The 25,034-nt window shown below is 67.2% G+C and carries 27 protein-coding genes; 10 read left to right on the top strand and 17 right to left on the bottom strand.

The genetic code is table 11. The annotated features are described in order from the left end of the window. The first annotated feature begins 107 nt into the window (after window positions 1–107). Window positions 108–1,025 carry a DHH family phosphoesterase gene (locus tag ASC83_RS16495; RefSeq protein ID WP_056064781.1) on the top strand — a complete coding sequence of 306 codons (918 nt, stop codon included), beginning with the start codon at window positions 108–110 and terminating at the stop codon, window positions 1,023–1,025. A gap of 98 nt (window positions 1,026–1,123) precedes the next feature. Here ASC83_RS16495 and ASC83_RS16490 read toward each other — a convergent pair whose 3' ends face one another. From ASC83_RS16490 to ASC83_RS16480, 3 genes are all read right to left on the bottom strand, one after another. Then, entirely contained in the window at window positions 1,124–2,350 is a 1,227-nt protein-coding gene (locus ASC83_RS16490) for a DUF1501 domain-containing protein (RefSeq protein WP_056064780.1), read from the bottom strand. A 200-nt stretch (window positions 2,351–2,550) separates the two neighbouring features. Beyond that, the gene (locus ASC83_RS16485; RefSeq protein WP_056064777.1) at window positions 2,551–4,161 is read right to left on the bottom strand and encodes a DUF1800 domain-containing protein; all 1,611 of its coding nucleotides are present in this window, start codon (window positions 4,159–4,161) and stop codon (window positions 2,551–2,553) included. A 169-nt stretch (window positions 4,162–4,330) separates the two neighbouring features. After that, a complete protein-coding gene (locus tag ASC83_RS16480) occupies window positions 4,331–5,614 on the bottom strand; it encodes an MFS transporter (RefSeq protein ID WP_056064773.1) in 1,284 nt (427 codons plus the stop codon). Between the two features lie 248 nt (window positions 5,615–5,862). Here ASC83_RS16480 and ASC83_RS16475 point away from each other — a divergent pair, with 248 nt between their 5' ends. Further along, window positions 5,863–7,566, top strand: coding sequence for a flagellinolysin (locus ASC83_RS16475; protein ID WP_056064769.1), 1,704 nt, complete (start codon window positions 5,863–5,865; stop codon window positions 7,564–7,566). A gap of 57 nt (window positions 7,567–7,623) precedes the next feature. Here ASC83_RS16475 and ASC83_RS16470 read toward each other — a convergent pair whose 3' ends face one another. Continuing rightward, entirely contained in the window at window positions 7,624–8,058 is a 435-nt protein-coding gene (locus ASC83_RS16470; protein ID WP_056064766.1) for a thermonuclease family protein, read from the bottom strand. A gap of 489 nt (window positions 8,059–8,547) precedes the next feature. On the opposite strand from ASC83_RS16470, the gene ASC83_RS16465 reads away from it, so the two are divergent. Continuing rightward, entirely contained in the window at window positions 8,548–9,042 is a 495-nt protein-coding gene (locus ASC83_RS16465) for a DUF2242 domain-containing protein (protein WP_082522506.1), read from the top strand. Window positions 9,043–9,104: 62 nt separating this feature from the next. Here the strand turns inward: ASC83_RS16465 and ASC83_RS16460 are convergent, their stop codons facing one another. Then, window positions 9,105–9,650, bottom strand: coding sequence for an alpha/beta hydrolase (locus ASC83_RS16460; protein WP_056064763.1), 546 nt, complete (start codon window positions 9,648–9,650; stop codon window positions 9,105–9,107). A gap of 140 nt (window positions 9,651–9,790) precedes the next feature. On the opposite strand from ASC83_RS16460, the gene ASC83_RS16455 reads away from it, so the two are divergent. After that, complete coding sequence (locus tag ASC83_RS16455) at window positions 9,791–10,228, top strand: Lrp/AsnC family transcriptional regulator (RefSeq protein ID WP_056064760.1); 438 nt, start codon at window positions 9,791–9,793, stop codon at window positions 10,226–10,228. A gap of 48 nt (window positions 10,229–10,276) precedes the next feature. On the opposite strand, the gene ASC83_RS16450 is transcribed toward ASC83_RS16455, so the two are convergent. Both ASC83_RS16450 and ASC83_RS16445 read right to left on the bottom strand, forming a co-directional pair. Next, complete coding sequence (locus tag ASC83_RS16450; RefSeq protein ID WP_056064757.1) at window positions 10,277–10,846, bottom strand: dihydrofolate reductase family protein; 570 nt, start codon at window positions 10,844–10,846, stop codon at window positions 10,277–10,279. A gap of 126 nt (window positions 10,847–10,972) precedes the next feature. Next, entirely contained in the window at window positions 10,973–11,611 is a 639-nt protein-coding gene (locus tag ASC83_RS16445) for a TetR/AcrR family transcriptional regulator (RefSeq protein ID WP_082522484.1), read from the bottom strand. Between the two features lie 92 nt (window positions 11,612–11,703). On the opposite strand from ASC83_RS16445, the gene ASC83_RS16440 reads away from it, so the two are divergent. Further along, on the top strand, window positions 11,704–12,729 hold the full coding sequence (locus ASC83_RS16440; protein ID WP_156379529.1) for a trans-acting enoyl reductase family protein: 1,026 nt from the start codon (window positions 11,704–11,706) through the stop codon (window positions 12,727–12,729). A 13-nt stretch (window positions 12,730–12,742) separates the two neighbouring features. On the opposite strand, the gene ASC83_RS16435 is transcribed toward ASC83_RS16440, so the two are convergent. After that, window positions 12,743–13,633 carry a LysR family transcriptional regulator gene (locus ASC83_RS16435; RefSeq protein WP_056064749.1) on the bottom strand — a complete coding sequence of 297 codons (891 nt, stop codon included), beginning with the start codon at window positions 13,631–13,633 and terminating at the stop codon, window positions 12,743–12,745. Window positions 13,634–13,765: 132 nt separating this feature from the next. Between ASC83_RS16435 and gstA the strand changes: the two genes are divergently transcribed. After that, the gene (gene gstA, locus ASC83_RS16430; RefSeq protein WP_056064746.1) at window positions 13,766–14,374 is read left to right on the top strand and encodes a glutathione transferase GstA; all 609 of its coding nucleotides are present in this window, start codon (window positions 13,766–13,768) and stop codon (window positions 14,372–14,374) included. Continuing rightward, on the top strand, window positions 14,374–15,084 hold the full coding sequence (locus ASC83_RS16425) for a glutathione S-transferase family protein (protein ID WP_056064743.1): 711 nt from the start codon (window positions 14,374–14,376) through the stop codon (window positions 15,082–15,084). Before gstA ends, ASC83_RS16425 begins: the two co-directional genes overlap by 1 nt. Window positions 15,085–15,103: 19 nt before the next feature. Here ASC83_RS16425 and ASC83_RS16420 read toward each other — a convergent pair whose 3' ends face one another. Then, window positions 15,104–15,640, bottom strand: a complete 537-nt coding sequence (locus tag ASC83_RS16420; RefSeq protein WP_156379528.1) for a pseudouridine synthase — start codon at window positions 15,638–15,640, stop codon at window positions 15,104–15,106. Between the two features lie 88 nt (window positions 15,641–15,728). Beyond that, the gene (locus ASC83_RS16415; protein WP_056065170.1) at window positions 15,729–16,670 is read right to left on the bottom strand and encodes a M23 family metallopeptidase; all 942 of its coding nucleotides are present in this window, start codon (window positions 16,668–16,670) and stop codon (window positions 15,729–15,731) included. Between the two features lie 174 nt (window positions 16,671–16,844). Between ASC83_RS16415 and ASC83_RS16410 the strand changes: the two genes are divergently transcribed. After that, the gene (locus tag ASC83_RS16410) at window positions 16,845–18,107 is read left to right on the top strand and encodes a phosphatidylserine/phosphatidylglycerophosphate/cardiolipin synthase family protein (protein ID WP_056064737.1); all 1,263 of its coding nucleotides are present in this window, start codon (window positions 16,845–16,847) and stop codon (window positions 18,105–18,107) included. 151 nt (window positions 18,108–18,258) lie between these two features. On the opposite strand, the gene ASC83_RS16405 is transcribed toward ASC83_RS16410, so the two are convergent. Beyond that, a complete protein-coding gene (locus ASC83_RS16405; protein ID WP_056064732.1) occupies window positions 18,259–18,507 on the bottom strand; it encodes a hypothetical protein in 249 nt (82 codons plus the stop codon). A gap of 353 nt (window positions 18,508–18,860) precedes the next feature. Between ASC83_RS16405 and ASC83_RS16400 the strand changes: the two genes are divergently transcribed. After that, a complete protein-coding gene (locus ASC83_RS16400) occupies window positions 18,861–19,646 on the top strand; it encodes a transporter substrate-binding domain-containing protein (RefSeq protein WP_200938946.1) in 786 nt (261 codons plus the stop codon). A gap of 42 nt (window positions 19,647–19,688) precedes the next feature. On the opposite strand, the gene ASC83_RS16395 is transcribed toward ASC83_RS16400, so the two are convergent. The 5 genes from ASC83_RS16395 to ASC83_RS16375 form a co-directional block, all read right to left on the bottom strand. Next, window positions 19,689–20,171: an SRPBCC family protein gene (locus ASC83_RS16395; RefSeq protein WP_056064731.1), complete on the bottom strand. Its 483-nt coding sequence runs from the start codon at window positions 20,169–20,171 to the stop codon at window positions 19,689–19,691. A 166-nt stretch (window positions 20,172–20,337) separates the two neighbouring features. Further along, window positions 20,338–20,655 carry a DUF2322 family protein gene (locus tag ASC83_RS16390; RefSeq protein WP_056064727.1) on the bottom strand — a complete coding sequence of 106 codons (318 nt, stop codon included), beginning with the start codon at window positions 20,653–20,655 and terminating at the stop codon, window positions 20,338–20,340. Window positions 20,656–20,808: 153 nt separating this feature from the next. Beyond that, window positions 20,809–21,138, bottom strand: a complete 330-nt coding sequence (locus ASC83_RS16385) for a hypothetical protein (RefSeq protein WP_015014990.1) — start codon at window positions 21,136–21,138, stop codon at window positions 20,809–20,811. A gap of 37 nt (window positions 21,139–21,175) precedes the next feature. Further along, window positions 21,176–22,177: an FHA domain-containing protein gene (locus ASC83_RS16380; RefSeq protein WP_056064724.1), complete on the bottom strand. Its 1,002-nt coding sequence runs from the start codon at window positions 22,175–22,177 to the stop codon at window positions 21,176–21,178. Beyond that, complete coding sequence (locus ASC83_RS16375; RefSeq protein WP_056064721.1) at window positions 22,174–23,589, bottom strand: serine protease; 1,416 nt, start codon at window positions 23,587–23,589, stop codon at window positions 22,174–22,176. The genes ASC83_RS16380 and ASC83_RS16375 overlap by 4 nt, the downstream gene beginning before the upstream one ends. Before the next feature lie 99 nt (window positions 23,590–23,688). Between ASC83_RS16375 and ASC83_RS16370 the strand changes: the two genes are divergently transcribed. Continuing rightward, window positions 23,689–24,630 (top strand): M14 family metallocarboxypeptidase, encoded by a 942-nt coding sequence (locus ASC83_RS16370; protein WP_056064718.1) that lies wholly within the window; start codon window positions 23,689–23,691, stop codon window positions 24,628–24,630. Between the two features lie 55 nt (window positions 24,631–24,685). On the opposite strand, the gene ASC83_RS16365 is transcribed toward ASC83_RS16370, so the two are convergent. Continuing rightward, entirely contained in the window at window positions 24,686–24,985 is a 300-nt protein-coding gene (locus tag ASC83_RS16365) for a hypothetical protein (protein ID WP_056064715.1), read from the bottom strand. Window positions 24,986–25,034: the final 49 nt, after the last annotated feature.

Here is a 25,034-nt window from a genome sequence, read left to right as displayed (position 1 = left end):
GCGTCAGTAGGGTGGAGGCGTTGGGGGTGGGGTTGGTTACGCTGACGTGTGCTGGCTGCGCACGTTGCGCTCGCTGCGGCACAAAGCCCCGGCGACAATCGGGGGCCATGACGAAGAAAACCATACTCCCCTTGCAACTGCTGGTTGCCCCCGACAAGAACGACCCCGCACCGCTGATCCTGTACCACGGGCGCAACTGCCCCGATGGCTTTGGCGCGGCACTGGCGGCATGGCTGTACTACGGCGACCAGGCTGAATACGTGGGGCTGGACCACGGCGATGTCAAGACCGTGGACGACCTGCCGCCCCTGCAAGGCCGTGCGGTTTACATCCTTGACTTCTCGTTTGCCAACGAGGTGATGGCCGCCATCGACGAGCGCGCCGCCAAGCTGGTCATGCTGGACCACCACAAGAGCGCGGCCGAAAAGCTCACCGGCTTTGCCTGCCGCTGCGGTGTGGTGCACTTCGACATGAACAAGTCGGGTGCGCGCCTGGCGTGGGAGTTTTTTCACCCGCACGAGCCCATGCCCGCGCTGTTCAAGTACGTGGAAGACCGCGACATCTGGAAGTGGGAGTTTGCCGAGAGCGCTGCCTTCCTGTCAGCCCTGGACATGGAAGAGCAAGGCTTTGCGCGCTGGCGCGAGATTGCCGACTTCACGCCCGATCAGCTCCAACAGTTCATGGTGCGCGGCGAGGCCATGGACCAGAAGTACCGCAAGCTCTGCGCCGACATCGCCGAAGGCGCGCAGCCGCTGGTGTTCAACGGTATCACCGGGCTGATGGTGAACGCACCTGGCATGTTCCACAGCCTGGTGGGCGACATCCTCTCGGCCAAGACCGGCACCTTTGCGCTGATGTGGAGCGCGGGCGACAAGGGCGTGAAGGTGGGGCTGCGTGCACAGCGCAACTTTGACTGCATCGCGCTGGCCGAAAGCATGGGCGGCGGTGGCCATGCGCAGGCCTGCGGCTTCAAGATGAAGGTGGAGCGCCTGCCAGAGCTGCTGACAGGTACCTTCAACGCGTGAAGCTGGGGCGATTTTGAGGAAAAATCGCCTGTAGCGCTACATCCACATGCCTGAGTAGCTATCAAAAATATAGTGAATGATATGGCGCGCCAGCGCGGCTAAACCAGCCGCAGGTCGGCCCCCTGGGTCCCTGGAAACACCCGCGCCACGGCCGCCGCGTTCAGCCCGTACATGCGGGCGAACAATCCCCCCAACACACTGCGGTAGTCGTTGAGCACGGGGTAGTCACGGTTCTGGAACAGCGTGGTGGCGGTCAGCGCCTGCTGCTCGCCCGCAATGCGGCCGCCATTCACCCCGCCGCCCAGCACCCAGAACACCGTGCCGTGGCCATGGTCCGTGCCCCGGTTGCCGTTCTCGCGGAAGGTGCGGCCAAACTCGCTGATGACCACCACCACGGTGGACTTCCACGCGGGGCCCATCTCGTCGGCAAAGCCTGCCAGGCCCCGGCCCAGTTCCTCCAGGCGGTTGGCCAGCGTGCCGGTGGCGGCGCCCTGGCCCACATGGGTGTCCCAGCCGCCCACGTCCACAAAGCCGAGCTGGTAGCGCGACTGCATGAGCCGCGCCATGCGCCGGGCCGTGCCCTCAAAGCCCTTGGTACTCAGCGCATTGCGGCTGGCGGCTTCCATCTCGCCCTGCATGGTGCGGGCGACCTCATCGCGGGTGGCAAAGCCTTCGTTCACGGGCGTGGCCAGCGGTGTGCCCCGGTACATGGAGGCGATGAGTTCGGCCTGCCGCGCATCCACACCACCGCGCCCCGCGCCTGCGCTCAGTGCGGTGTTGGGCACATCCACCGCCCCGCGCAGCACCAGGGGCAGGGTGCTGGTGAACGCCATCGGCTGCAGCGCCACCGGGGCACTGTCGGCGCGCGGGTTCAGCTCGGCCACCAGCCGGTTCAGAAAGCCCGATCGGTAGTCGCGCCGCCCGCCCAGGGGCTGGCCCAGCTCAATGCTGTCCTGGGTGTCGAAGTGGCTGCGCGAGAGATCGTCCGTGCCTGCAAACGGTACAAACGCCAGCTGGCGCTGCTGGTAAAGCGGCAGCATCGATTCAGCCAGTGCCGGGTGCAGGCCCCAGTCGGGCGTGAGCGGCAGGGCGCCGCCCTCCTGCCCCGGCCGGGCGATGGCGATGTTGGGCCGCGTCTCGTAGTAGTAGCTGCTGGCTGTGGGCACGAGCAGGCTGGCGCAGTCGTAGCCACCGCGCAAGAACACCAGCAGAAAGCGCGCGTCCTGCGCGCGGGGTGCTGCGAGCACGCTGGCGCTGTGCACGCCCAGGCCCGTGCCGAGTGCGCCGGCGCCCAGGGCCTGGAGAAGGTGCCGTCTACAAAGCATGGGGCTGTCCTTTCAACCTATTCAATGGCGCCCGAACCCATCATCGGCTGCTGCGCAGGCGCGTCGCGGTCAAAGCCGTGGCAGCCGTGCAAGGGCCGCCCCGCCGCACGGGCTGCGTCCCCCTTCCCGAAGGGCGAAGCCAATCGAGAGAAGGGGGAAGGCGCGAACCGACTCAAGAGGATGTGCTCCATCTCCTCTCCTCATCCGTGCATGAACTCAGGGGATGCGAGGAACAGCAGGTTCCATTCGCGCGGTGAGGTGGCCTGTGCCAATGCACCGCGCGTGGCTGGGGACCACGTGGGCTCCAGCGTACGCACGTAGGCGGTCTGCGCCAGGGCCGGGGGCGTGCGCGGCGCGGCGCGGGGTGCCGCGTCATCGCTCGCTGGTGGGGCGGCCATGGCGCCTGCACCCAAGGCCCGCGCCATCTCAAAGCGCGTGCTCATCTGCCCCGAGCCTGACCATGTCGCGGAGTCCAGCGGGTAGCCATCGGGCGTGACACGGCCATACAAAGGCTCGGCCAGCCGTTGCAGCCACGCCAGCGCAGGGTCGGTGTTGGGCAGCACGGCATCGCCGTGGGCCATGCGCAGGCCCGCCAGTGCGTAGTGCACCGGGTCCCGAAAACGCTGGCCCAGGGACGCACGGAACTCTGGTGTGTGGAACAGCGTTTCCAGCACTGCCGCAATGTCGCCGTCCGTGCGCTCAAAGCTGCGGGCCAGTGTCTGCAGCAGTGCGGGGGGCGGGTTGTCGCCCACCAGAAAGAGAGCGATCTTGCGGGTGATGAAGCGCGCGGTGGCAGGCGCACGGGCCAGGCGGTCCAGCGCTTCGTCCACCTCGGCCAGGCCTTGGGCGCGAAGCGGCTGGCCGAGCAGTGTTTTGGGGTCCCAGTCATGCCGCTGCGGGTTGAATTCAAACAATCCCTCGCGCACGTAGTGGCGAAGCAATGCGGGTCGCATGCGCGGGGGCTCGTCGCCCGGCGGCCGCTGCGACACGCCCACGCCGGTCAGCACGCGGGCCAGCTCCTGCACGTCCTGCTGGCTGTAGCCACCGTCCACGCCCAGCGTGTGCAGCTCCATCAGCTCGCGCGCGTAGTTTTCGTTGATGCGGCCTGCGGCGTTCTGCGCGTTGTCCAGATAGCGCAGCATGGCCGGGTGGCGCACGGTGGCACCCAGCAGGTCGCGAAAGCGGCCCAGCGCGTGGGGGCGCACCGCATGCTCTTCGTAGTCGCCCACCAGGGCGCGCAGGTTGCCCTTGCCTGCAAACACGTTGAAGTGGTTCATCCAGAACCAGGTCATCTTCTCGCGCAACTGGCTGGGCGAATACAGCGCGCGCAGCACAAACCGGGCGGCAGCCTCCTGCTGCAGGGCGCGCATGTCCTGCTGCCAGGCCTTGAGCGCGGCCTTGCGCTCGTCCTCGGTGGGTTGGGCCTTGGCGGCGCGGTTGCGGGCTTCCATGTCGGCCGCCAGCGCCTCGATGGGGGTGCGCGAGATGGCCATGGCGTCGATCTGCGCCTGGGCTTCGCGGGGCAGTGCGGTGTGGACACCTGGGCGCAGTTGCGCAGCCAGATACGCGCTGATGCCCAAGCCGCCCAGCGCTTGCGTGCCCTGGGCGGTGCAGCCCCAGGTCACGCGGTCCAGCAGGCGGGCCAGGGTGGGTTCGTCGGCCGCGCTCCAGGTGCCCGGGCCTGTTGTGTGGGGCACTGCGGCTGCGGGGGGCGCGGCTTGTGTGGCAAGGGGGGCGCCAAAGACGGCGCAGCCCGCCAGGCCGAGCAGCAGGGTGCGGCGGTGGAGGTGCAGTGGGTTAGTGGGGGTCATGGGGCCTCGCGGGCAGCTAGCCAATGGCTGTCCGCATGGTGCCGCTGCCACCACCCGCATGCAAGCCCGCACGGCGGGTTTTACCTGCGCGACACAAACGCCAGGGAGGATTTATCGAGGGGTATCTCCAAACCCCTAGACATGATCGCCTGAGAACAGGTTCTCGGTGCTATGGCGCTGCGCCCGTGGCCTGCGCGGCCTCCTCAAAACGGTCTACCTTGCGCAGGGTCTGGAACGCCATCATCCAGCCACCCACCACCCCCAGCGTGCACAGGCCGCCCACGAGGGCGGCGGGCACTACGCCCAGCCATGCGGCGCTGGTGCCAGCGCGGAATTCGCCCAGTTCGTTGGACGAGCCGATGAACAGCATGTTCACCGCATTCACCCGCCCGCGCATGGTGTCGGGCGTGGAGAACTGCACCAGAGCGCCCCGGATGTAAACGCTCACCATATCGGCCCCGCCCGCCACCAGCAGCGCCGCAAACGACAGCCAGAACAGTGTGGACAGCGCAAACACCAGGTTGGCCACACCAAACACCGCCACCGCGATGAACATGGTGCGGCCCACTTGGCGGTTGAAGGGCCGCATGCTCAGGTACAGCCCGGCGCTGACCTCGCCCACAGCCATGGCACTGCGCAGCGCACCCAGGCCCGCCGGGCCTACATGCAGCACCTCTTGCGCATAGATCGGCAGCAGCGCCACCACGCCGCCCAGCAGCACGGCAAACAGGTCCAGCGAGATGGTGCCCAGGATGATGGGCCGCGTGCGGATGAAGGTGATACCCGCGCCAAAGCGCTCGAACATCGTGCCTTGCGCGGGGCCGGGTGCCGTGGCATGGGCCACCACCACGCGCAGCAGCAGGGCCACCCCGAGCACAAAACACGCGCAGCAGATGGCATAGGTCAGCTCTCCGCCGCCCAGCGCATACAGCAGCCCGCCCAGCAGCGGCCCGCCAATGCTGGCCACACGCATCAGCATGCTGTTGGCGGCGATGGCCTGGGCCAGTTGTGCACGGGGCACGATCTGTGGCAACAGGCTCTGCATGGCCGGGCCCGAGAACGCGCGGGCACAGCCATACAGCACCAGCACGGCATAAATGCCCGCCACCCCACTGCTGCCGTGGCCAGACAGCCACCAGAGCAGGGCGCTGCACAGGCCGCCCACCGACCAGGCGATCGCCAGGATGCGCTTGCGGTCAAAGCGGTCGATCAGGTCGCCCGCGGGCAGCAACAAAGCCAGCATGGGCAGAAACTGCGCCAGCCCCACATAGGCCAGCGCGAGCGGCTGCCGCGTCAGGTCGTACACCTGCCAGGCCACCACCACCGCCTGTACCTGGGTGGCGATGACGGCCACCACGCGGGCGACCAGAAAGGAGACAAAACCGTTGTGGCGATAGACGCTCTGGGCGTCGCTGGCGGAGGGAACGGGCGAAGTGGGCTCGGGAACGGGCATGGACAAGGCGTGGGAGCAGAGAGGCGGCCCAGGGCTGCGCGGACCTGGGGAGAACCCTGATGCTAGCGCCCTCGGCGCGGGCGCGCTGTGAAGGCGGGGTAAAGCCCGGCGCCCAGGCGGTGGGTCCGGGCCTCAGGTTCTCTGCCGACCTGCCGAAAAGACGACAGAGGCCCTGAAAAGCAGGCCCGCTCCGCCCGTGGCGCTTGTGCGCTGCGCCCATTCACCCCCTGGAGACCAATGGTCGAGCCATGGCGTTGACGATCAACACCAATGTGATGTCGCTGAATGCGCAGCGCCGGCTCGGCAATGCACTGGGCGACCTGGCGACGACCGTGCAGCGCCTGTCTTCGGGCCTGCGCATCAACACTGCCAAGGACGACGCGGCGGGCCTGGCCATCTCCGAACGTTTTACCTCCCAGGTCCGGGGCATGAACCAGGCGGTGCGCAACGCCAACGACGGCTTGTCGCTGATGCAGACGGCCGAGGGGGCCCTGCAGGGCGTGGCTGCCAGCCTGCAGCGCATCCGCGAACTGGCCGTGCAGGCGGCCAATGACACCAACAGTGCCTCCGACCGGGAGGCCATTCAGGCAGAGGTCTCGCGCCTTGCGCAGGAGATTGACCGCACCGGCCGCACCACCCAGTTCAATGGCATGAACGTGTTCGACACCTCCAGCGCGAGCGTGGTGGGCGATGAAAACCTGCTGGGCGTGTACGACGGCTTGACCAGCGCGGGCAGCTGGCTGGAAAGCAGCGAACAGCTCATCCGCACTTACTACGGCCTCAAGGCCGATGGTGCCAAGCTCGATATCCGCTACACCGGCTACACCGACGGCGCCGGCGGGGTGGCTGCCTATGTGCAAAACACGGGCTATGACGCCAACGGCCGGGGACTGAGTCTGGTGTTGCAGGTGGACATGGCCGACTTTGTGCCCCCCAACCTGCCCAACGGCGGCAACGCGCCGTACTACAACGACCGCATCATCGGCCACGAGATGGTGCACGCCGTGATGGCCCGCAGCACCAACTGGCAGAACCTGCAGGCCGGCAACCTGTGGTTCATCGAAGGCACGGCGGAGTTCATCCAGGGGGCGGATGAGCGGGTCAAGAACGACATCGCTGCAGTGACCACGGCAGGCGTGGTGGCCGCCATCAATGGCCCCACCAACACCAGCGAGTTCTACTCGTCCAGCTATTCAGCGGTGCGCTACATGCATGACCGCATCAAGGCGGCGGGGGGCACAGGGGTCAAGGACGTGCTGACCTACATGAACGCCAACCCGGGCGCCACCCTCGACACCGCCATCGCCAATGCCTCGCACGGCGTGTTTACCAACGCGGCCGATGTCAAAAGCCAGTTCGCCACCAACGGCGCCGCGTTCATCGGCACCTTTGACCTGAACAACGACGACACGGGGGCGATCGGCGGGCTGGATGTGGACGGCGGCGCCGCGCGCAATGCCAAGGCCGCCATTCCCAACATGGGCAGCCGCTCCGGCCAGGATGTGCTGGAGGGGTTCACCGAGTCGTACGAAACGATTGCCAAGAACGCCGGGGCCGTGAGCACCAAGGTGTTCCAGGTCGGCGCCAACGCCAACCAGACGCTGGAGACACGGGTGGGCGTGATCAGCCTGGGTGCGCTGGGCCTGCGCAACACGCTGGACGTCACGGTGTCGCCCGCACAGGCCATCGTGGCGGTGGACCGCGCGCTGGACTATGTGAGCAGCCAGCGCGCCGTGCTGGGCGCCCAGGCCTCGCGCCTGGAGGCCACCATCGGCAATCTGCAGGTCAGCAGCGAAAACCTGTCGGCCAGTCGCGCGCGCGTGGTGGACACGGACTTCGCAGTGGAAACCGCTTCGCTGGCGCGCCAACAGATTCTGCAGCAGGCTGGAAACGCCATGGTAGTGCAGGCCAACCAGATGCCCCAGGGCGTGCTGGCCTTGCTGCGCAACTGATCGCCTTCCGCTCAGGATCGTCAGCGAGGCGGTGGTGCGCGCCGTTTCACTGGCGAATCAACGGCGCTGCCGGTGCCGGTAGTCCCAGGGCGCCAAAGGCCGCTTCTGGGACCACAGGCCCGCATGCTGTGCCTGTGCAGAGCGCTGCAAGGGCGCCAGGTGCGGGTAGGGGCTGGCGTAGGGCGTGTACACCCAGGCCATGCCTGCGCGCACCTGTGCCGTGGCGACATCGGTGCCACCACAACGCACCTGCGCCACCATGCGGCCGTAGCTGTCCTCATCCATGGGTTGTAGCGTGGCCCGTTGTCGAAAGCACAGCTGTGCCAGGTGCTGCCGCGACTTCTGCCCGAACGCCTGCCGCGACTCGGGCGCATCGATGGCGGCGATGCGCACCTTCACCTGCTGGTAGGCACCAGGTGGCCCGCAGCGGGCAGTGAGGGTGTCGCCGTCGCTGATGGCAACGACCAGGCAAAACAGGGAAGCGAGGGGCACAGGGAGCTTGGGTGTGTGTTTGCAGGCACTGGCGCCAGTGTTTCTTGCAAAAATGGAGCGATTTGGCTGGGTGCGCTACAACAGCATGCTTTTGTAGCTATTAATAGTATAGCGGTGTGCTGCGTGATGACGATGACACAACAAGGGCTGGTATGGGGGCATGCGCATGCCGCCGCCCTGCGTAGCACCTGGCGGGCCACAGGTCTGCTTTGCTTCAAGGTGTGACCACGCCGTGGTGTGCATGGCTTGAAGAATCTGGGGAACCGGGAGCGGTTACTGCCGTCAGACACCCCAGGCGCTGTGACAATGGGGTGCATTGTCCAATGCGCTCGCGTCGCGTTTGCTTCGCGCTTGTTATCGTCGGCGATAGCCGACCACCCCCAAGGAGTCCCGGTTTTGCGTTTCCCCTGGTCCACAGAATCCCATGCCCCCCAACCATCGCCCCTGCGCACCGCTGCAGTGGCCCTGGCCTGTGGCGCGACTTTGGTCATGGCAGGCTGTGCCGGCACAGGGGCCAAGACGTTTGGCGTGCAGGAGAACTTTGGCTCGGTCGCCACGTACTCGCGCCTGTTCGATGCCACGCCGGCCCAGACGTGTGAAGCCTCGCGCCGCGCGCTGCTCAGCCAGGGCTACGTCATCTCGTCCAGCGCGGCCGACCTGGTGGAAGGCAAGAAGAGCTTCCAGCCCGAGCCCGAGTCGCACCTGCAGATGGTGGTGCGCGTGGTGTGTGTGCCCGAGGCCAACGACGGCAAGGTCAGCCTGGGCTTTGTGACGGCCACCCAGGACACCTACGCATTGCGCAAGACCAACAACTCGGCCAGCGTGGGTGTGGGCGCCATCGGCTCGGTGTCGCTGCCGTTCTCATCCAGCAGCGAGTCCCTGGTCAAGGTGGGCAGCGAGACCATTGCCAAGGACACCTTCTACGACAGCTTTTTTGATCTGGTCAAACGCTACCTGGTCATCGATCAGGCGCTGGTGGACTGAGCGGCCGGGGGCGTACCCGGCTTTTTCGCTCGTCTCTCGGCCCACTTCCCGCCGGTGCTTTATCAGGCGGCGCGCCAGCGTTGTACCCAGGCCCATCCTTCGGGCCAGTCGCCCAGGCCGCTGTCGGCATTGATATGCCCCTTGGCCCCCAGGTCCACCTGCTGGGCACCCCAGGCGGCTGCGCAATGGGCCGAGAAGGATGCAGTGGAATACGGATCGTCGCTGCTGCTCACCAGCAGGGTCTGCCGCGCGGGCTGACCCGGGGCGGTCAGCGCCGCAGGCACGGGCGTGAAGCCTTTGGCATCCGGTGGAAAATCGGGCCCATCGGGGTCTGGCACGGCCACCAGCAGCAGGGCATGCACAGCGGTCAACGCGCTGGCAGCCCACCGCGCCAGTGCCAGGCAACCCAGGCTGTGGGCCACCACGATGGGGGGCTGGCCTGCTGCGGTGATGGCCGCGTCAATGGCCTGCATCCAGGCGTCGCATTGCGGGTGTGCCCAATCGGCCTGCTCCACCCGCACCACGCCCGTGTGCTGGGTTTGCCACAATGATTGCCAGTGGCGGGGGCCGGAGTTGTAGATGCCGGGAACAAGCAAAACAGGTCTCATCGTCAAAATTCCTTCAGGTCAAAAAAAGCAGTGGTGTCACTGCCTGCCAACGATAGGTGCAGCGCCTGTGGATGGGCAGGGGGCATCATCGGAAAGTGGCCCTCCAAACCTTGAAGTCATCGCAAAGGGAGCATTGCACCGTGGAGCTGGACAAAAAAGACCGACAGATCCTCATGGCCCTGCAGGCCGACGCTCGCCAGAGCCTGTCTGCCTTGGGCAAGCAGATCGGTCTGTCGCAGCCTGCGATGAGCGAGCGCGTCAAGAAACTCGAAGACGCCGGTGTGATCGTGGGCTACCAGGCCCGCATCGACCTGGCTGCCGCTGGCCTGGGCTTGCAGGCCGTGGTGCGGGTGCGCACCACGCACGAACACATTCAGCGCTACGTGCAGCTGTTTCAGACCATGCCCGAGGTGCTGGACGCCGTGCGCGTGACGGGAGAGGACTGCTTTGTGGTGCGCTGCGCATTTGGACAGCCGGCAGACCTGGAGCGCGTGGTGGATGCCCTGGCGGCGTTTGGCAGCGTGTCTACCGCCTTGGTGCTGTCGCACCCCGTGAGCAAGATGGTGCCGCTGGCATGACGCGGCGGGTCAGCAGAACCTGCGGGTGACCCGCGCGGGCTAGCCTGCTCAACGGGGGACCAGGTACCGCAGCTCCGCAAAAATGCCGCCCAGCGTGGTCACTGACTTGAGCTGCAGCGGGGGGCGCATGATCTGGCGCGGCAACAGCGGCGTGCCTGCGCCCAGCGTGACGGGGGCGATCTGCACGATCAGCTCGTCCAGCAGGCCCGCATCGTAAAACTGCCCCACCAGATCACCCCCACCTACGACCCACACATTGCGCCCTGCTGCAGCCTGCACCATGGCCTGGTGCACGGGCCGCACATCGCCACGCACAAAGCGCACATCCGCGCCTTCAATGCCGCGCAGCGTGCGTGCACTGAACACCCAGGTCGGCGGCGTGTAAGGCCAGGGCTGGCCCGCATCGATGGCATGTTTCAGCATCCATTCGTAGGTGTGCGATCCCATCGCCAGCGCACCCACGTCGCGGATGAACGCGGGGTAGCTGGAGCCCTCGATCTCGCCAAATTGCAGCAGCCAGTGGAGGTCATGGTCAGGCGTGGCGAGGAAACCGTCGAGGCTGGATGCGCCATAGAACTGGGTTTTGCCGGGGCGGGGGTGGTTGCCTTGTGGGGGCATGGTGGGGCTCCTCTCTGAGGGTGGGTAGGTGCTCTGGCCCGGTGCAGGTGCAGCGGGCACGGTGGGGCACGGTCACTGTAGAGAGGGGCTGCTGACAACGGCCTGGCAGCAGATGTCAGGCCGGGGTTAGCCCGGGCTACGGGCACCGGCCTGCAGGGCCTGCACGGCAGCTACCAGCACGCCGGTGGCTTCTTCGGCGCTGAGCAGTCCGGCGCTCACGAATGCGCCGTTCACCACCACCGCGAGCTGGGCGGCCAGCTGCTCGGGGCGGGGTGCCTTCAACCGCACCGCGATTTCGTGCAGGCGGCCCCGCAGCGCCTGCATGTGCCGCTGGGCCACGTGCCGTGCAGGGTGGTCCTGCTCGGCAAATTCAGCGGCCACGTTGATCTGGGGGCAGCCCCGGTAGTTGGAGCGGGCCAGGCGCTCGCCAATCCAGCGCATGTGAGCCTCCAGTTCCCCGGCGGGGTCGTCGGCGAACTGGGCCGCCACGCTGTCCCATTGGTCCCAGAACTCGACGTCTTCCCGCTCCAGGAAGGCCACGATGAGGTCGTCCTTGGTGGGGAAGTAGCGGTACAGGCTGGTCTTGGCCACGGCGGCTTCCAGCACGACCAGGTCCACGCCCACGGCGCGCACGCCGCGTTCATAGAACAGCCGGGACGCGGTGTCGAGGATGCGGCTGCGGACATCGGCGGCGGGCTCGGCCAAAGCGGCCGGGCCGCCGGTGGGGGAGAGGCCCCTGGTGGAACGTGAATTTGTGGTGCGCATGCTTGACATGATACAGACCTGTCTGTAATCTTCAAAAAACAGACAGGTCTGTATCGTTAATTTCAACCACCCGCCCAACGCAAAGGATGACCATGAACCCGCAACAACACCGCCCCATCGCCGTTTACGGCGCCACCGGCCACACCGGCCAATTTGTCGTGCAGGAAGCACAGCGCCGCGGGCTGCCCGTGGTGGCCGTGGGGCGCAGCGCCGCCCGGCTGGACGAGGTGTTTACCCCTGGCGTGACCCGGCGCATCGCCGATCTGGCCGACCCCACGAGCCTGGAACAGGCGTTTGCCGGCTGCGCCGTGGTCATCAACTGCGCGGGCCCCTTTCTCGACACGGCTGCCCCGGTGGCGCAGGCCGCGCTGCGGGCAGGCTGCCACTACATCGATGTGACGGCCGAGCAGGCGAGTGCGCAGGCCAGCCTGGCCGATTTCGATGCTCCGGCCCGCGCTGCGGGCAAGGTGGTGATTCCGGCCGCCGCCTTCTATGGCGGTCTGGCCGACCTGCTGGCCAGCGCGCTGGCCAGGGCCGGCACCATCGACGAGATCACTGTGGCGATCGGGCTGGACCGCTGGTGGCCCACCGCCGGCACGCGCAAGACAGGCGAGCGCAACACCGTGCCGCGCCAGGTGGTGGCCCAAGGGCGCCTGGTGCCGCTGGTGCCTTCCGAGCATGTGCCAGGCTGGGCGTTTGCCGCGCCCCTGGGCAGCCAGGCCATGGTGGAGATCCCGTTCAGCGAGGTCATCACCATCGCCCACCACCTGCCGGTGGGCCACATCCGCTCGCTGCTCAACCGCTCGGCGCTGCAGGACATCCGCGACACCGGCACCCCGCCGCCCACGGCCACGGACGACAGCGGACGCTCTGCGCAGCGCTTCGAGCTCATGGTGCAACTGGTGCAAGGTGGCCAGACCCGCACCGCCGGCGTGCGCGGGCAGGATATCTATGCCGTGACGGCGCCCATCGTGGTCGAGGTGGCCCAGCGCCTGCTGGCGCCTGCCTACGCCCACAGCGGCGCACTGGCCGTGGCGCAGGCGGTAGACCCGGTGGACATGCTGCGCGCGTTGCATGGCACGGCGCTGGAGGTGTTCGGCGACGCCTTGCCCGGCTGATGCCCAGGGGCGCTCAGGGCAGCTGCACCGTCTCCGCCAGATGCCCGTACACCGCTGCAATGCGCCGCAGGTGCCGCGACTCCGGGTGGGTCAGCAGCCACAGCTCGGTTTCGCCGTCGGCCAGCGCGCCCGTGAGCGGGCGCAGGTCGCTGCGGCCCTGGGCCAGAAAGAGGGGCAGCACCCCCACGCCCATGCCCAGGGCCACCAGTTCCATCACCGTGAGCAGGCTGTTGACGCGGTAGGTGGGCTGCGCCCTGGGGTATTGCTTCTTGCGCCAGCGCACCGAGGGGTGGTCGGGCAGGGCGTCGTCGGGCGCAATCCAGGCGGCGCGGCCCGCCTCCACATCCGACAGGGCCAGGGTGCTGGCGGTGCCTGCGTACAGGGCCGAGCGGATCATGCCCAGCTGCCGCCCCACCAGGTGCTGTGGCGGGCGCTTGGTCGCGCGCACCGCGATGTCGGTGTCGCGCCGCGTCAGGCTCACCAGCTCGTTGCCGGCGTGCAGCTCGTACACCAGGGCCGGGTGCCGGGGCTGCAGCATTTGCAGGGCCGGGGCGATGAGGCCGTGCAGGATGGTGTCGGTGGTGGAGATGCGCACCGTGCCCGACACCTGTTCGGGCTGCGCCTGTGCGGCAGAGCGCGCGGCCTCCAGGGCGGCTTCCACCCGCTCGGCCTGTTCGGCCAATGCCTGGGCCAGTTCCGAGGGGCGGTAGCCGGCGCGCGACCGGTCGAACAGCGACTGGCCCAGCCCCCGTTCGATGCGCTGGATGGCGCGGAACACCGTGGACGCATCCACACCCAGCCGCTCACCGGCGGCCGCCAGGGTGCCGGTGCGCACCATGGCCAGCAGCACTTCCAGCTCGGCCGCGCCCAGTTGGTATTGCGCTGATGCAACGGTTGATTTCATGGATGCTTATTTTGTTTGCGTTGTTGCAAGCATAGATTCTGCCTGTCGCCGGGCCTTGCCGTGTACCGATGGGTGTCTGTGGCTGCCAAGGGGCGACATATTCCAACCGTTTTTACAGAAAGCCCCGTTCCCATGAAGCTCTACTACGCCCCCGGTGCCTGCTCGCTCGCCGTCCACATTGCCCTGCGCGAGGTCGGCGTTGCGTTCGATCTGGTCAAGGTGGACCTGGTGCACCACACCACCGAGACCGGCGCCAACTACCTCGACATCTCCCCGCGCGGCTATGTGCCCCTGCTGGAGCTGGCCGACCAGTCGCGCCACACCGAAGCAGCGGCGCTGCTGCAGTACGTGGCCGACCTGGACCCGGCGCGCGCACTCATCGGCCAGCCCGGCTCCAGCGAGCGGCTGGCCGTGCTGGAGTGGCTCACCTTCGTCAGCACCGAACTGCACAAGGGCTTCAGCCCCTGGCTGTGGCACAAGGAGACGGCCGACTCCACGCGCCAGGCCGTCAAGGCCAAGCTGGCCGTGCGTTTTGCCGAGATGGAGGCCGTGCTGTCGCGCAGCGATTTTCTGGCAGGCGGCTACAGCGTGGCCGACGCGTATGGCTTCACCATCGTCAACTGGTCGCACCTGCTGGGCATCCCGCTCACTGCCTACCCGCACCTGCAGGCCTGGATGGCACGCGTGGCGGCCCGCCCGCAGGTGCAGGCTGCGCTGCGGGCTGAGGGGTTGCTGTCGTGATGGCCCAGACCACAGCGCCCGCTGCGCTCACTCTGGTCTCGCACGCGCTATGCCCCTATGTGCAGCGCGTGGCCATCGTGCTGCACGAAAAGGGCCTGGCGTTCGAGCGCCGCACCATCGACCTGGCCCGCAAGCCCGACTGGTTCCTGGCAATCTCGCCGCTGGGCAAGACTCCGGTCCTGCAGGTGCGCGGTCAGAGCCTGTTCGAGTCGGCCGTGATCTGCGAATACCTGGACGAGGTGGCCATGCCCGTGCTGCATCCGCCAGATCCGCTGCAGCGCGCACGCCACCGCGCGTGGATGGAGTTTGGCTCTGCGGTGCTGAACACCATCGGCGGCTTCTACGCCGCGCCGGACGAGGCCACGCTGCAGGCCCGCGCGCAAGACCTGCGCAGCCGTTTTGTGCAGATCGAAGAGGCCCTGGGCCAGCGCAGCGTGCCGGGGCCGTACTTTGCCGGGCCGGACTTTGGCATGGTGGACGCGGTGTTCGGCCCGGTGTTCCGGTACTTCGACGTCATCGACACCTTGCCGGGCATGGATGACCCGGGGCTCTGGCAAGGTTTGCCGCTGGTGCAGCAGTGGCGCGCCGCGTTGGCGGCACGCCCTTCGGTGCAGCAGGCCGTGGGTGCGGACTATGCCGAGGGCTTGCGGGCCTTTTTGCGTGCGCGTGGGTCAGCCCTGTCGCGGCGCATGCAGGCGGTGGCTGCGTAGACCCCGCACGCCTGCCGGCTCAATCCGCCCAGGTGCCCGGCGCCAGCCCGTCCAGCGTGTAGGGCCCGATGGCCGCCCGGATGAGCCGCAGCGTGGGGTAGCCCACGGCGGCCGTCATGCGGCGCACCTGGCGGTTGCGGCCTTCGCGAATGATGAGTTCGATCCACGCGGTGGGGATGGCCTTGCGCTCGCGGATGGGCGGGGTGCGGTCCCACACCGCAGGGGCGGGCTCCAGCAGCCGTGCGCGGGCGGGCAGGGTGGGGCCGTCGTTCAGCACCACGCCGCTGCGCAGCGCGGCCAGCGCAGCCTCATTGGGGATGCCCTCCACCTGCACCCAGTAGGTCTTCTCCATTTTGAAGCGCGGGTCGGCAATGCGGGCCTGTTGCTTGCCGTCGTTGGTCAGCAGCAGCAGCCCTTCGCTGTCGGCGTCAAGCCGCCCGGCCACGTACACGCCGGGCAGGTCGATGTAGTCCTTCAGGCCCTGCCACTTGCCCTCGGGCGTGAACTGGCTCAGCACGCCGTACGGTTTGTTGAAACGGATCAGGCGCGGGGTCATGGGGTCGGTTTCAAGCAAAAAGGGCCGGATGCGCTAGTGCAATATACACTGGGTGCTATCAAATGCATAGTAATGAAGCCCTGCGCCATCAGGCCGGCACGAACAGCGCCGGGTCCACCATGGTGCGGTTCAGCATCACGCCCCAGTGCAGGTGCGGGCCGGTCACGCGGCCGGTGGCGCCCACCTTGCAGAACGCGTCGCCCGCCTGCAGCACATCGCCCACACGCACCTCCATGCTGCTCAGGTGGCAGTACATGGTGAGCAGGCCCTGGCCGTGGTCCAGCCACACCGTGCCGCCGTTGAAGAAGTAGTCGCCCACGTCAATCACCCGGCCCGGCAGCGGCGCCACGATGGGTGTGCCGGTGGTGGCGGCAATGTCCATGCCGCTGTGGGGATTGCGCGGCTGGCCGTTGAACACGCGGCGCAGCCCGAACGAGCTGGACCGCCGCCCCGGCACGGGCACGCGCATGCGCAGCGATGCCAGCGCCACGCCGGCGGGCTGCTCGGTGAAGGTGGCTATCACCTGGGCCTGGTGGTCACGCTCGCGCTCGTAGCGGGCCTGGTCCTCGGGCGAGAGGTCCACCGTGCGGGGCGACACCTTCAGGTGCTGCTCCTTGTATTGCTTGGGGGCCACGCTGTAGTGCACCAGGCGCGGGCTGCCGCCGCCCTCGGGCAGCACGCTGATGAAGGCATCGCCCGGCGCTGCCGCCAGCGGTATGCCCACGATGGCCGTCCACTCGATGGCATCGCCCACCACCCGCAGCGGCACATCCACCTCGCCCTGGCGCACCTGCGCCACCGGCCGCGTGGCCGCCAGGCCCAGCGACAGCCGTGCCACGCCGCCCGGCACCTGCAGCGCCTGGGGCCACACCGTGGGCGCGGGTGGCACAGGCTTGGCATGCAAAGGGGCCACCAGGGCAGGCTGCACGAGCAGGCCCGCCGCGCCGATCAAGGCGCTGCGGCGGGTGACGGAGAGGGCGGGGCGGGCGGGAGCAGGGCGGGCAGATTCAGACACGGCAGAGGAAGGCATGAACAAAAACAAAGTGGCTGCGCGAGGGGCTGGTACGGATGCAAAGCGCCCCGCTGTCGCGGCAGACAAGGGCGATTGTGCCCCCGGTGTTGGCGGCGTCCGCCTACATCGCGCCTGCATGCCGGCACCTACCATCGCGCCATGCCACCCGCCGCCCCTCGCCGCCGTTCCACCATGCTCACTGTCTTGCTCACGGCCCTGGCCACGGGGGCCCTTGTCTTGTTGGCACTCAACTTCACGGCGGGCGAGAAAAAAGTGCAGCAACAGTTGCCGCGCCTGTACAGCGCCGCCCACCCGCAGTTCGAGCGCGCATTGGGCAGTCTCCTGGGCCCGGGCATTGTGGGCGGCAATGCGGTGATGGAGCTGCTCAACGGCGACCAGATCTTTCCGCCCATGCTGGCCGCGATCAAATCCGCTCAGAAAAGCGTCACCTTCGAAACCTACATCTACTGGTCGGGCGACATCGGCAAGCAGTTTGCCGACGCCCTGAGCGAGCGCGCCCGCGCCGGTGTGCCCGTGCATGTGCTGCTCGACTGGGTGGGCAGTGCCAAGATGGAAGAAAGCTATCTGGCCGAGATGAAGGCGGCCGGGGTGTTGATTGAAAAGTTCCACAAACCGCACTGGTACAACCTGGCCCGCCTGAACAACCGCACCCACCGCAAGCTGCTGGTGGTGGACGGGCAGGTGGGCTTTACCGGCGGCGTGGGCATTGCCCCGGCATGGACGGGCCACGCGCAAGACCCCGACCACTGGCGCGACTCGCACTACCTGGTGCGCGGCCCCGCCGTGGCGCAGATGCAGGCCACGTTTCTGGACAACTGGCTCAAGGTCACCGGCAAGGTGCTGCATGGCGAGGCGTACTTTCCGGCCATTGCACCGGCGGGTGCGCAGAAGGCGCAGATGTTCTCCAGCTCGCCATCAAGCGGCAGCGAGAGCATGCAGCTCATGTACCACCTGGCCATCACGGCGGCCGAGCGCAGCATCGACCTGTCGGTGGCGTACTTTGTGCCCGACGACCTGACCCGCAAGCTGCTGATGGATGCCCTGGCACGCGGCGTGCGCGTGCGCCTGGTCACCCCCGGCGAGCACACCGACACTGAAACGGTCAAAGCCGCGTCCCGCGCCACCTGGGGGGAGCTGCTGCAGGCCGGGGCCGAGATCTACGAATACGGGCCCACCATGTACCACTGCAAGGTCATGATCGTGGACCAGTTGCTGGTGTCCGTGGGCTCCACCAATTTTGACAACCGCTCGTTCCGCCTGAACGATGAGGCCAACCTGAACGTGTACGACGCCGCCTTTGCACAGCGCCAGACGCAGGTGTTTGAAGACGACATCCGGCGGTCACGCCGCGTGACCTACGAGGCCTGGCAGGACCGCCCGCTGCGCGAGAAAGTGCACGAGACCTTGACCGGCTGGATGCGGTCGCAGCTATGACGATGTTTGAATGAAATCAGCCGCTGGCGCTGGTGAATAATGCGCCAGGCGCTATCAAAAGTGTAGTTTCCGGCGATGGATGCGCGGCGGCGTTGCGGTACCCCACCGGGGCAGTTTTTGCCCTGGCGGGCATCTCCGCCGTGCTTGTGGATCAGTGCGTCACGAACTCGTAGGTCACGGCTTCGCTGTCCACCATGTCGAGGATGTCGTCCAGCACGTCTTCGTCTTCGGTACTGGCCCACAGGTCTTCGGGGTCTGTGGCAAACAGGGGTTCGATGGCGATGTCCATGAACTTGCCATCGGGCAGCTTGATGACCGGCGTGCCCTCAGAGGTATCGACCAGCTCCCAGTTGTCGGGCACGGTCATTTCGAGCTGGATGGTGACGTTGAGTTTTTTCATGGCGAATCCTTGTTGCAGAACCGGTCAGGGTAACCCAGTTTGGTGCCAGATGGATGTCTGGCGCCGAACGGATATGCCTAATGCGCTATAAAAATTAGAGCATCCGAAGAATTTGTGGCTGCAGGCGCTCATGCCTGCGCCGGGCGAACTCCGTGCTCTCGCGTCTGGCATGGGCTTTGCGTCATGCAGGGCGCAACGTGTCGCGATGCGGACCGTGGGCCGCCGATGTGCCCTTGTACTGCGCGCCGTTTGTTGTAACGTGTCTGGCCCAAGCCCCTGTGCGTCCGCATTCGCTGCGGGCCACGGAAATGCCTGTTCTTGTCCCATCTTCTGACCTACTGGAGAACCTGCCCATGATCATCAAGAAAACCCTGGCCCTTGCCGCAGCCGCCGCCGTGGTCGCCAGCCTCGCCTTCAGCCCGGCCGCGCAGGCGGGCCCCCGGCTCGACAAGATCATGGAGGCCAAGGTCATCCGCGTGGGCACGCCCGGCGACTACCGCCCGTTTGCCATCAAGACCGACGCGGGCTACAGCGGCCACGACATCGATGTGATCGAAACCATGGCCAAGGAGCTGGGCGTGAAGATCGAATACGTGCCCACCACCTGGCCCAACCTGGTGAAGGACCTGCAGGGCGACAAGTTTGACGTGGCCGTGGGCGGCATCACCCGCAACGTCAACCGCATGCGCATTTTTGACATGCTGCCCGGCTACGCCCCGTTCGGCAAAGTGGCCCTGGTGCGCGCGGCCGACAAGGCCAAATACACCAGCGTGGACGCCATGAACCAGCCCACCGTGCGCGTCATCAAGAACCCCGGCGGCACCAACGAAACCTATGTGCTGGCCAACCTCAAGGCCGCCCAGGTCACAACACACGACAAGAACGCCGAGATCCCCGCGCTGATCGCCGAGGGCAAGGGCGACGTGATGATCACCGAAACGTACGAAGCCCTGCACTACGCCAAGGCCGACCCGCGCCTGCACGCCGCGTTTGTGGACGCGCCGCTCACGCCCAAGAACTACCTGGGCTTCATGCTGCCCACCGACGACGCCGACTACGTGCGCGTGATGGGCTTTGTGTGGGGCCTGGTGGACAGCCGGGGCACCATCAAGCAGGCCGCAGACAAGTGGCTGAAGTGACGGCTTTGAAGTGACTTGGGTCGGGCGCAGTGGACCTGTGGGCTACTCGCCAGGAATCTCCGGCTCCACCAGCAGCGCTAGCAACTGCAGCGACTCCTGCCAGCCCAGGTAGCACATCTCGGTCGGGATCACCGCCGGGATGCCTGCCTGCACGATGGACACCTCGGTGCCCGTCATCACTTTTTTGAGCTGGATGGTGGTGCGCATCTCTCCGGGCAGGTTCGGGTCGTCAAACCGGTCGGTGTGCACGATGCGCTCGCCCGGCACCAGCTCCACATAGTCGCCGCCAAACGCGTGCGTGCCGCCGCTGCTCAGGTTGGTGAACTGCATGCGGTAGCTGCCGCCCACGCGCGCGTCCAGGCTCAGCACCCGGCCGGTAAAGCCATGGGGTGGCAGCCATTTGCACATGGCATCGGCATCCAGAAACGCGCGGTAGATGCGCTCGGCCGGTGCGCGCAGCACGCGGTGCAGGGTGACGGTGCCGGTGGCGGCGGTCGGGGCTGCGGAGGGGTTGGGGTTCGTCATGCAGGGTCTCCTTGCGGGAATCGGGGTGGATGGATGACAGCGTGCGCTCCAACACCATGACGGTCAATGGCCTGGGGCTTTTACGCGTTCACACCTCTACGACGAACGGGCCGGTGCGTTTTCGACAACCGGCCTTTTGCATCACCACTTTTTTTGCGGCGCTGGCTCAGACTGCGACGGTGCGTACCCCAAAGCTCTCGCTGCCTTGCGTCCAGGCCAGCAGCCGGTCGATGTTGGGGTGCTTGCCCGGAAAGGCGCGCGCATCCGCCACATGCTCCGCATACCACTCCAGCCCCAGGCTGGCGGCTGCAGGCGTGATCTGCCCGCCATACAGGGCCGCCAGCGCGGCATACACCACCAGCGACCCGGTCTGGCCGGGCTTGTTCTCGATGGTGGCCTGCACTTGGCCGTCCGCGCCCAGCAGTTGCAGGGCGGCGAGGTGGCTGGCGGAAGGGAGTTGCTTGAGGCGGTCTGCGAAGTTCATGGCGGTCAAATTCAAGTGAAATGGGCCGCAAGCGCTAGAAGATCATGCGCGAGCAGCTATAAAAAAGTGAGTGTTTGAAACAGCGGGGCGGAATCTTAAAGGATGCGCGAAGGAGTCAAGACTTTGAACAGGCTCTGACTTTTGAACACACGCTCACGCCTGCCACACGCCAAACCCCGCCGAGCGCAGATCGATGCCGATCTCGATCTCCCGGTCCACGGCCTCCTCGTAGGTCATGGGGTTGAAGCCCTCGTACAGGTCCGGCAGCAGCCGCAGGCCGTACTGCGTCACAAACCGGTTGGCCTGGATGCCCGCCTTGTGCTTGTCAAACCGCACATCCGGGTCCAGCCCCGTCATGCCCACGTACACGCAGGGCTTGCCGTCGATGTAGCCGGGGTTGCACTTGCGAAAGCGCGGCTCCAGCAGCACGTCTTTAGAGAGCTCGACCACGTAGACGTGGTGGTGGGGCTTGCGGCGGCGCATGGGGCAATGGCAGGGTAGATGCAGGCCGTCTGGTCGCCTACTCGTCGTCCTCGTCCGCCAGCCCGTCATCCCGCAGGCGCCGGTCCAGCTTGCCGCGCAGCGCATCGGCGTCTTGCAGGAACTGGTCCACCGGCACAGCAGGGGCCACGCGCAGGGCGGGCGGGAACAGGCTGCTCATGTACAGCTCGTTGCCCAGCCGCATGCGGTTGAGCCACTGCGCGCCCAGCCACGACGGCACGCCCAGCAGCACCACAGCCGCCATGGCCCAGGCCAGGCCCACGCGGCGGCGGGGCAGCACGGTGGCCAGGTGGGCGTACAGCGCGCCGGCCAGCACCAGCACCATCAGCACCGGGGCAAACCGCGATAACGACTCCAGCGAGAACGTGAACGCCGTCAGATAGCTCAGCAGCTGCACCGCGTCGGCCACCAGCACCGCGGCGCATGCGATGCGCACGTGGCGCCAGAACCGCAGCTGGCTGCCAAACAGCTTGTTGGCCACGGACCACAGACCCGCCCAGGCCCCCACCACGGCCAGCGTGGTCAGCAGCAACAGGGGCAGCGACTTCAGGTATTGCGCGGCGTCGCGGGCCTCCAGCCACGACTCTCCCAGCCCGGCCAGCAGCACCAGCACCGCCAGCGCTGCCGTGGTGCCCACGGTGCGCCACGGAAACTGCGGCAGCGCCTGCTCCTCGGCAATGGGCGCATCGGCCAGGCGCAGGTGGATGTGGGTGTGGCCCAGGTCGATGGGCATGCCCGCGGGCCAGTCAAAGCGTTCGCCCTGGGCATGCTGCTTGCGCTGCAGGCGTGCGCCGTTGCGTGTCTCCAGCACCTCGACCTGCACGGTGCGGGGCTCGTCCACCGCGCGGTCAATGCGCAGGTGCCGGGGCGCCACAAACGGGTCGTCCAGCACCAGGTCGCAGTCCAGCGCGCGGCCCACCGTCACGGGCCAGCGGGTGATGGGCGCACGCGCCAGCAGCGCGCCGTGGCGGTCAAACGCCTCGATCAGCCCCAGGGTGGTAGTGGTTGGCATCGCGCTCATGGTGCGGCCTCCCAGCGAAAGGCCTTGAGGTAGTGGCTGGCCAGCTTCATGCCGTTGTCAAACGCAATGCCTTGCACATCCAGGCGGCCCAGCACGCCCCGTGTGGGCTGGTTGACCGAGGTGGCCAGCACCGTCATGTTGTACAGGCCGGTCAGCTTGCGGTAGGCCGACAGGCACACCACCGCACGCAGCGGCACGGTGCCGGGGTCCACAAACCGCTCGGTGCACTCGGCCGCCGTCTGGTGGCGGTTGCCCCGTGTGGGCAGGCGCTCATTCGCAAAACTTTGCGAGTACATGCGGGCAAACCGGGCGGCGCCCAGCGTGGGCGCGTTGTAGGCCTCGTAGGACAGGCGCACCGCGCCGGTGCTGAAGTCGCCCGCCACCACATCGCTGTCGGCCTGGCACTGCGTGCGCTCCAGGTTCAGGCCCGGAAAGGCCGGGTCACGCCCCGATCCCCAGCACCGCGCCAGCGCATCGTCGGGCACGGGCAGCCGGTAGTTGCCATGGCGCTGCTCGCGAAACGGCGCTTTCAAAAAGCGGTCCGTCAGCAGTTGCTGGTGCTCCATCAGCTGCCGCGTCATCTCGGCGTGCGCGGCCTGCGTGATGGGCTGGGCATTGGCTGCGCGCTGCACCAGCGCCTGCGCAAACTCGGCAGGGATCAAAAAGCTGACCTGCTCACCATCGAGCCGCTTGGCAACGTTCACACCCAACACCCGGCCTGCGTCGTCCACGGCGGGGCCGCCGCTCATGCCGGGGTTGAGCGCGCCGCCAAAAAAGATGCGCGGGTAAAAGCTGCGCTTGACCAGCCCGTTGTAGGTGCCCTCGGTCACGGCAAAGCCGATGTCCAGCGGGTTGCCCAGCGAGTAAATGCGCTCGCCTTGCGCCAGCGCGTCGGTGGTGGGCCGAAAGCCCAGCACCGGCGCCGCTGCCGTGCGCCCTTTGGCGCGCAGCACGGCCAGGTCGCGCTGCACGTCAAACGCCAGCAGCTCCACCTCGCCCTCCTGCCCCTCCATCGTCACGTACACGCCCCGGTAGCGCTCGGGCTCCAGCGCCAGCTGGCTGGCCACGTGAAAGTTGGTGACGATCAGCCCATCGGCCGACACAAAAAAGCCCGAGCCAATCGACGCCTGCGTGTTGGCGTTGCGCAGCAGCGTGCGGATCTGCACCAGCTTGTCGCGCGACAGCTCGTAAATGCGCCGCGCATCGCGCGACAGCAGGGCCGCATCGGCGGCTGTGGGTGCGGCGGCTGGTGTAGACGCCGCGCCGTCCACAGGGGCACTACCCGCCGGGCGAGTGGACGGGGCGTTGGCAGCAGCGGGTGAGGGGGCGGGCTGTGCGTGCGCCAGCGCACACAGCAGCAAAAGCAGCGACGAGGTCGCCAGCCGCAAGGGCCGAATCAAAGGGAAGGGCATCGCGGTATTCTATGAACGCCCTGCGACAAGCCGTTTGATGTTGTTCTTTCTGTCGGCCCTGTTTGCAACCATTCACCCGCCACTCCATCCCACGCACCCATGCAACCCACCCCCACCTATCCCATCGGCACGCCCGGCCAAGCCTGGGGCGCGGCAGAACGCGACCAGTGGCGCGCACGCCAGGTGCGCCAGCGCAGCTACGCCGACGACGTGCTCACGGCCATCGAGGCACTGCGGGGCCGGTTTGACGTGGAGATGTATGGCGACGTGATTTATGCCGACGCACAGCACCCGGCAGAGCGCTTTCCCCTGCGGGCCCTGCGCAGCCGCGAGTGGCAGCCCGGCCTGCCCACCGTGCTGGTGACCGGCGGGGTGCACGGCTACGAGACCAGCGGCGTGCACGGCGCGCTGCGGTTTGTGGACACACAGGCCGAGCGCTTTGCCGGCCGCGCCAACCTGCTGGTGGTGCCGTGCGTGAGCCCCTGGGCGTACGAGCGGTTTCAGCGCTGGAACTTTGACGCCATCGACCCCAACCGGTCGTTCCGCGAGGGCTCGCCCGCGCAGGAGTCCGCGGCCCTCATGCGCCTGGTGGCGCCACTGCACGGCCAGTTTGCCGCCCACATCGACCTGCACGAAACCACCAACACCGACGAATCCGAATACCGCCCCGCCGTGGCCGCGCGCGACGGCAAGGTGTTCGAGCCCGGCAGCATCCCCGACGGCTTTTACCTGGTGGACGACACCGACAACCCGCAGCCCGCCTTCCAGCAAGCCATCATCGAGGCCGTCAGTCGCGTGACCCACATCGCGCCTGCGGACGAGAAGAACGAAATCATCGGCACGCCCGTGGTGGCGCCGGGCGTCATCCACTACCCGATGAAGCAGTGGGGCCTGTGCGCGGGCATCAGCGGCGCGCGCTACACCACCACAACGGAGGTCTACCCCGACAGCCCCCGCGCCACGCCCGAGCAGTGCATTGAGGCGCAGGTGGCGGCGGCCTGTGCGGTGGTGGAGTTTGTGCTGGCCGACGCGCAACTCTGAGAGTTGCGGCTCTGTGCGGCGCGGCTTCGTATTTTTGGTGCTTTCTTGGCGCTCGTTACCCAGCGCTTCCCAACGCGCCCAGCAGCCGGGCACTCAGCTCGGCCTCATCGAGCGCCGCGAACGCCATGTTGTGCTGCTCCGTCAGCGGCCCATGGCCCGGCTCCATGCGGCCTGCGGCGTCGTAGCCCATGGCCTTGAACTTCCACACCCCGCCGACCAGCTTCAGCGAACCCACATGCGCGCCATCGGCCGTGTGCACGGACACCACGGCGGCATTGACGGGCAGCAGCTGCAACGGCCCTGCCAGCGGGCCTGGCGGCACATGGGCAAAGGTGGGAGTGAACGGAGGCTTCATGGATGGGCTTTGTTGCTGCGAAGGCAGTTTTAGATGAAATTGGCCTGTA

The sequence above is a fragment of the Acidovorax sp. Root402 genome (assembly GCF_001425125.1).
Taxonomy (GTDB): domain Bacteria; phylum Pseudomonadota; class Gammaproteobacteria; order Burkholderiales; family Burkholderiaceae_C; genus Acidovorax; species Acidovorax delafieldii.
This window is presented reverse-complemented; position numbering and strand designations above follow the sequence as displayed.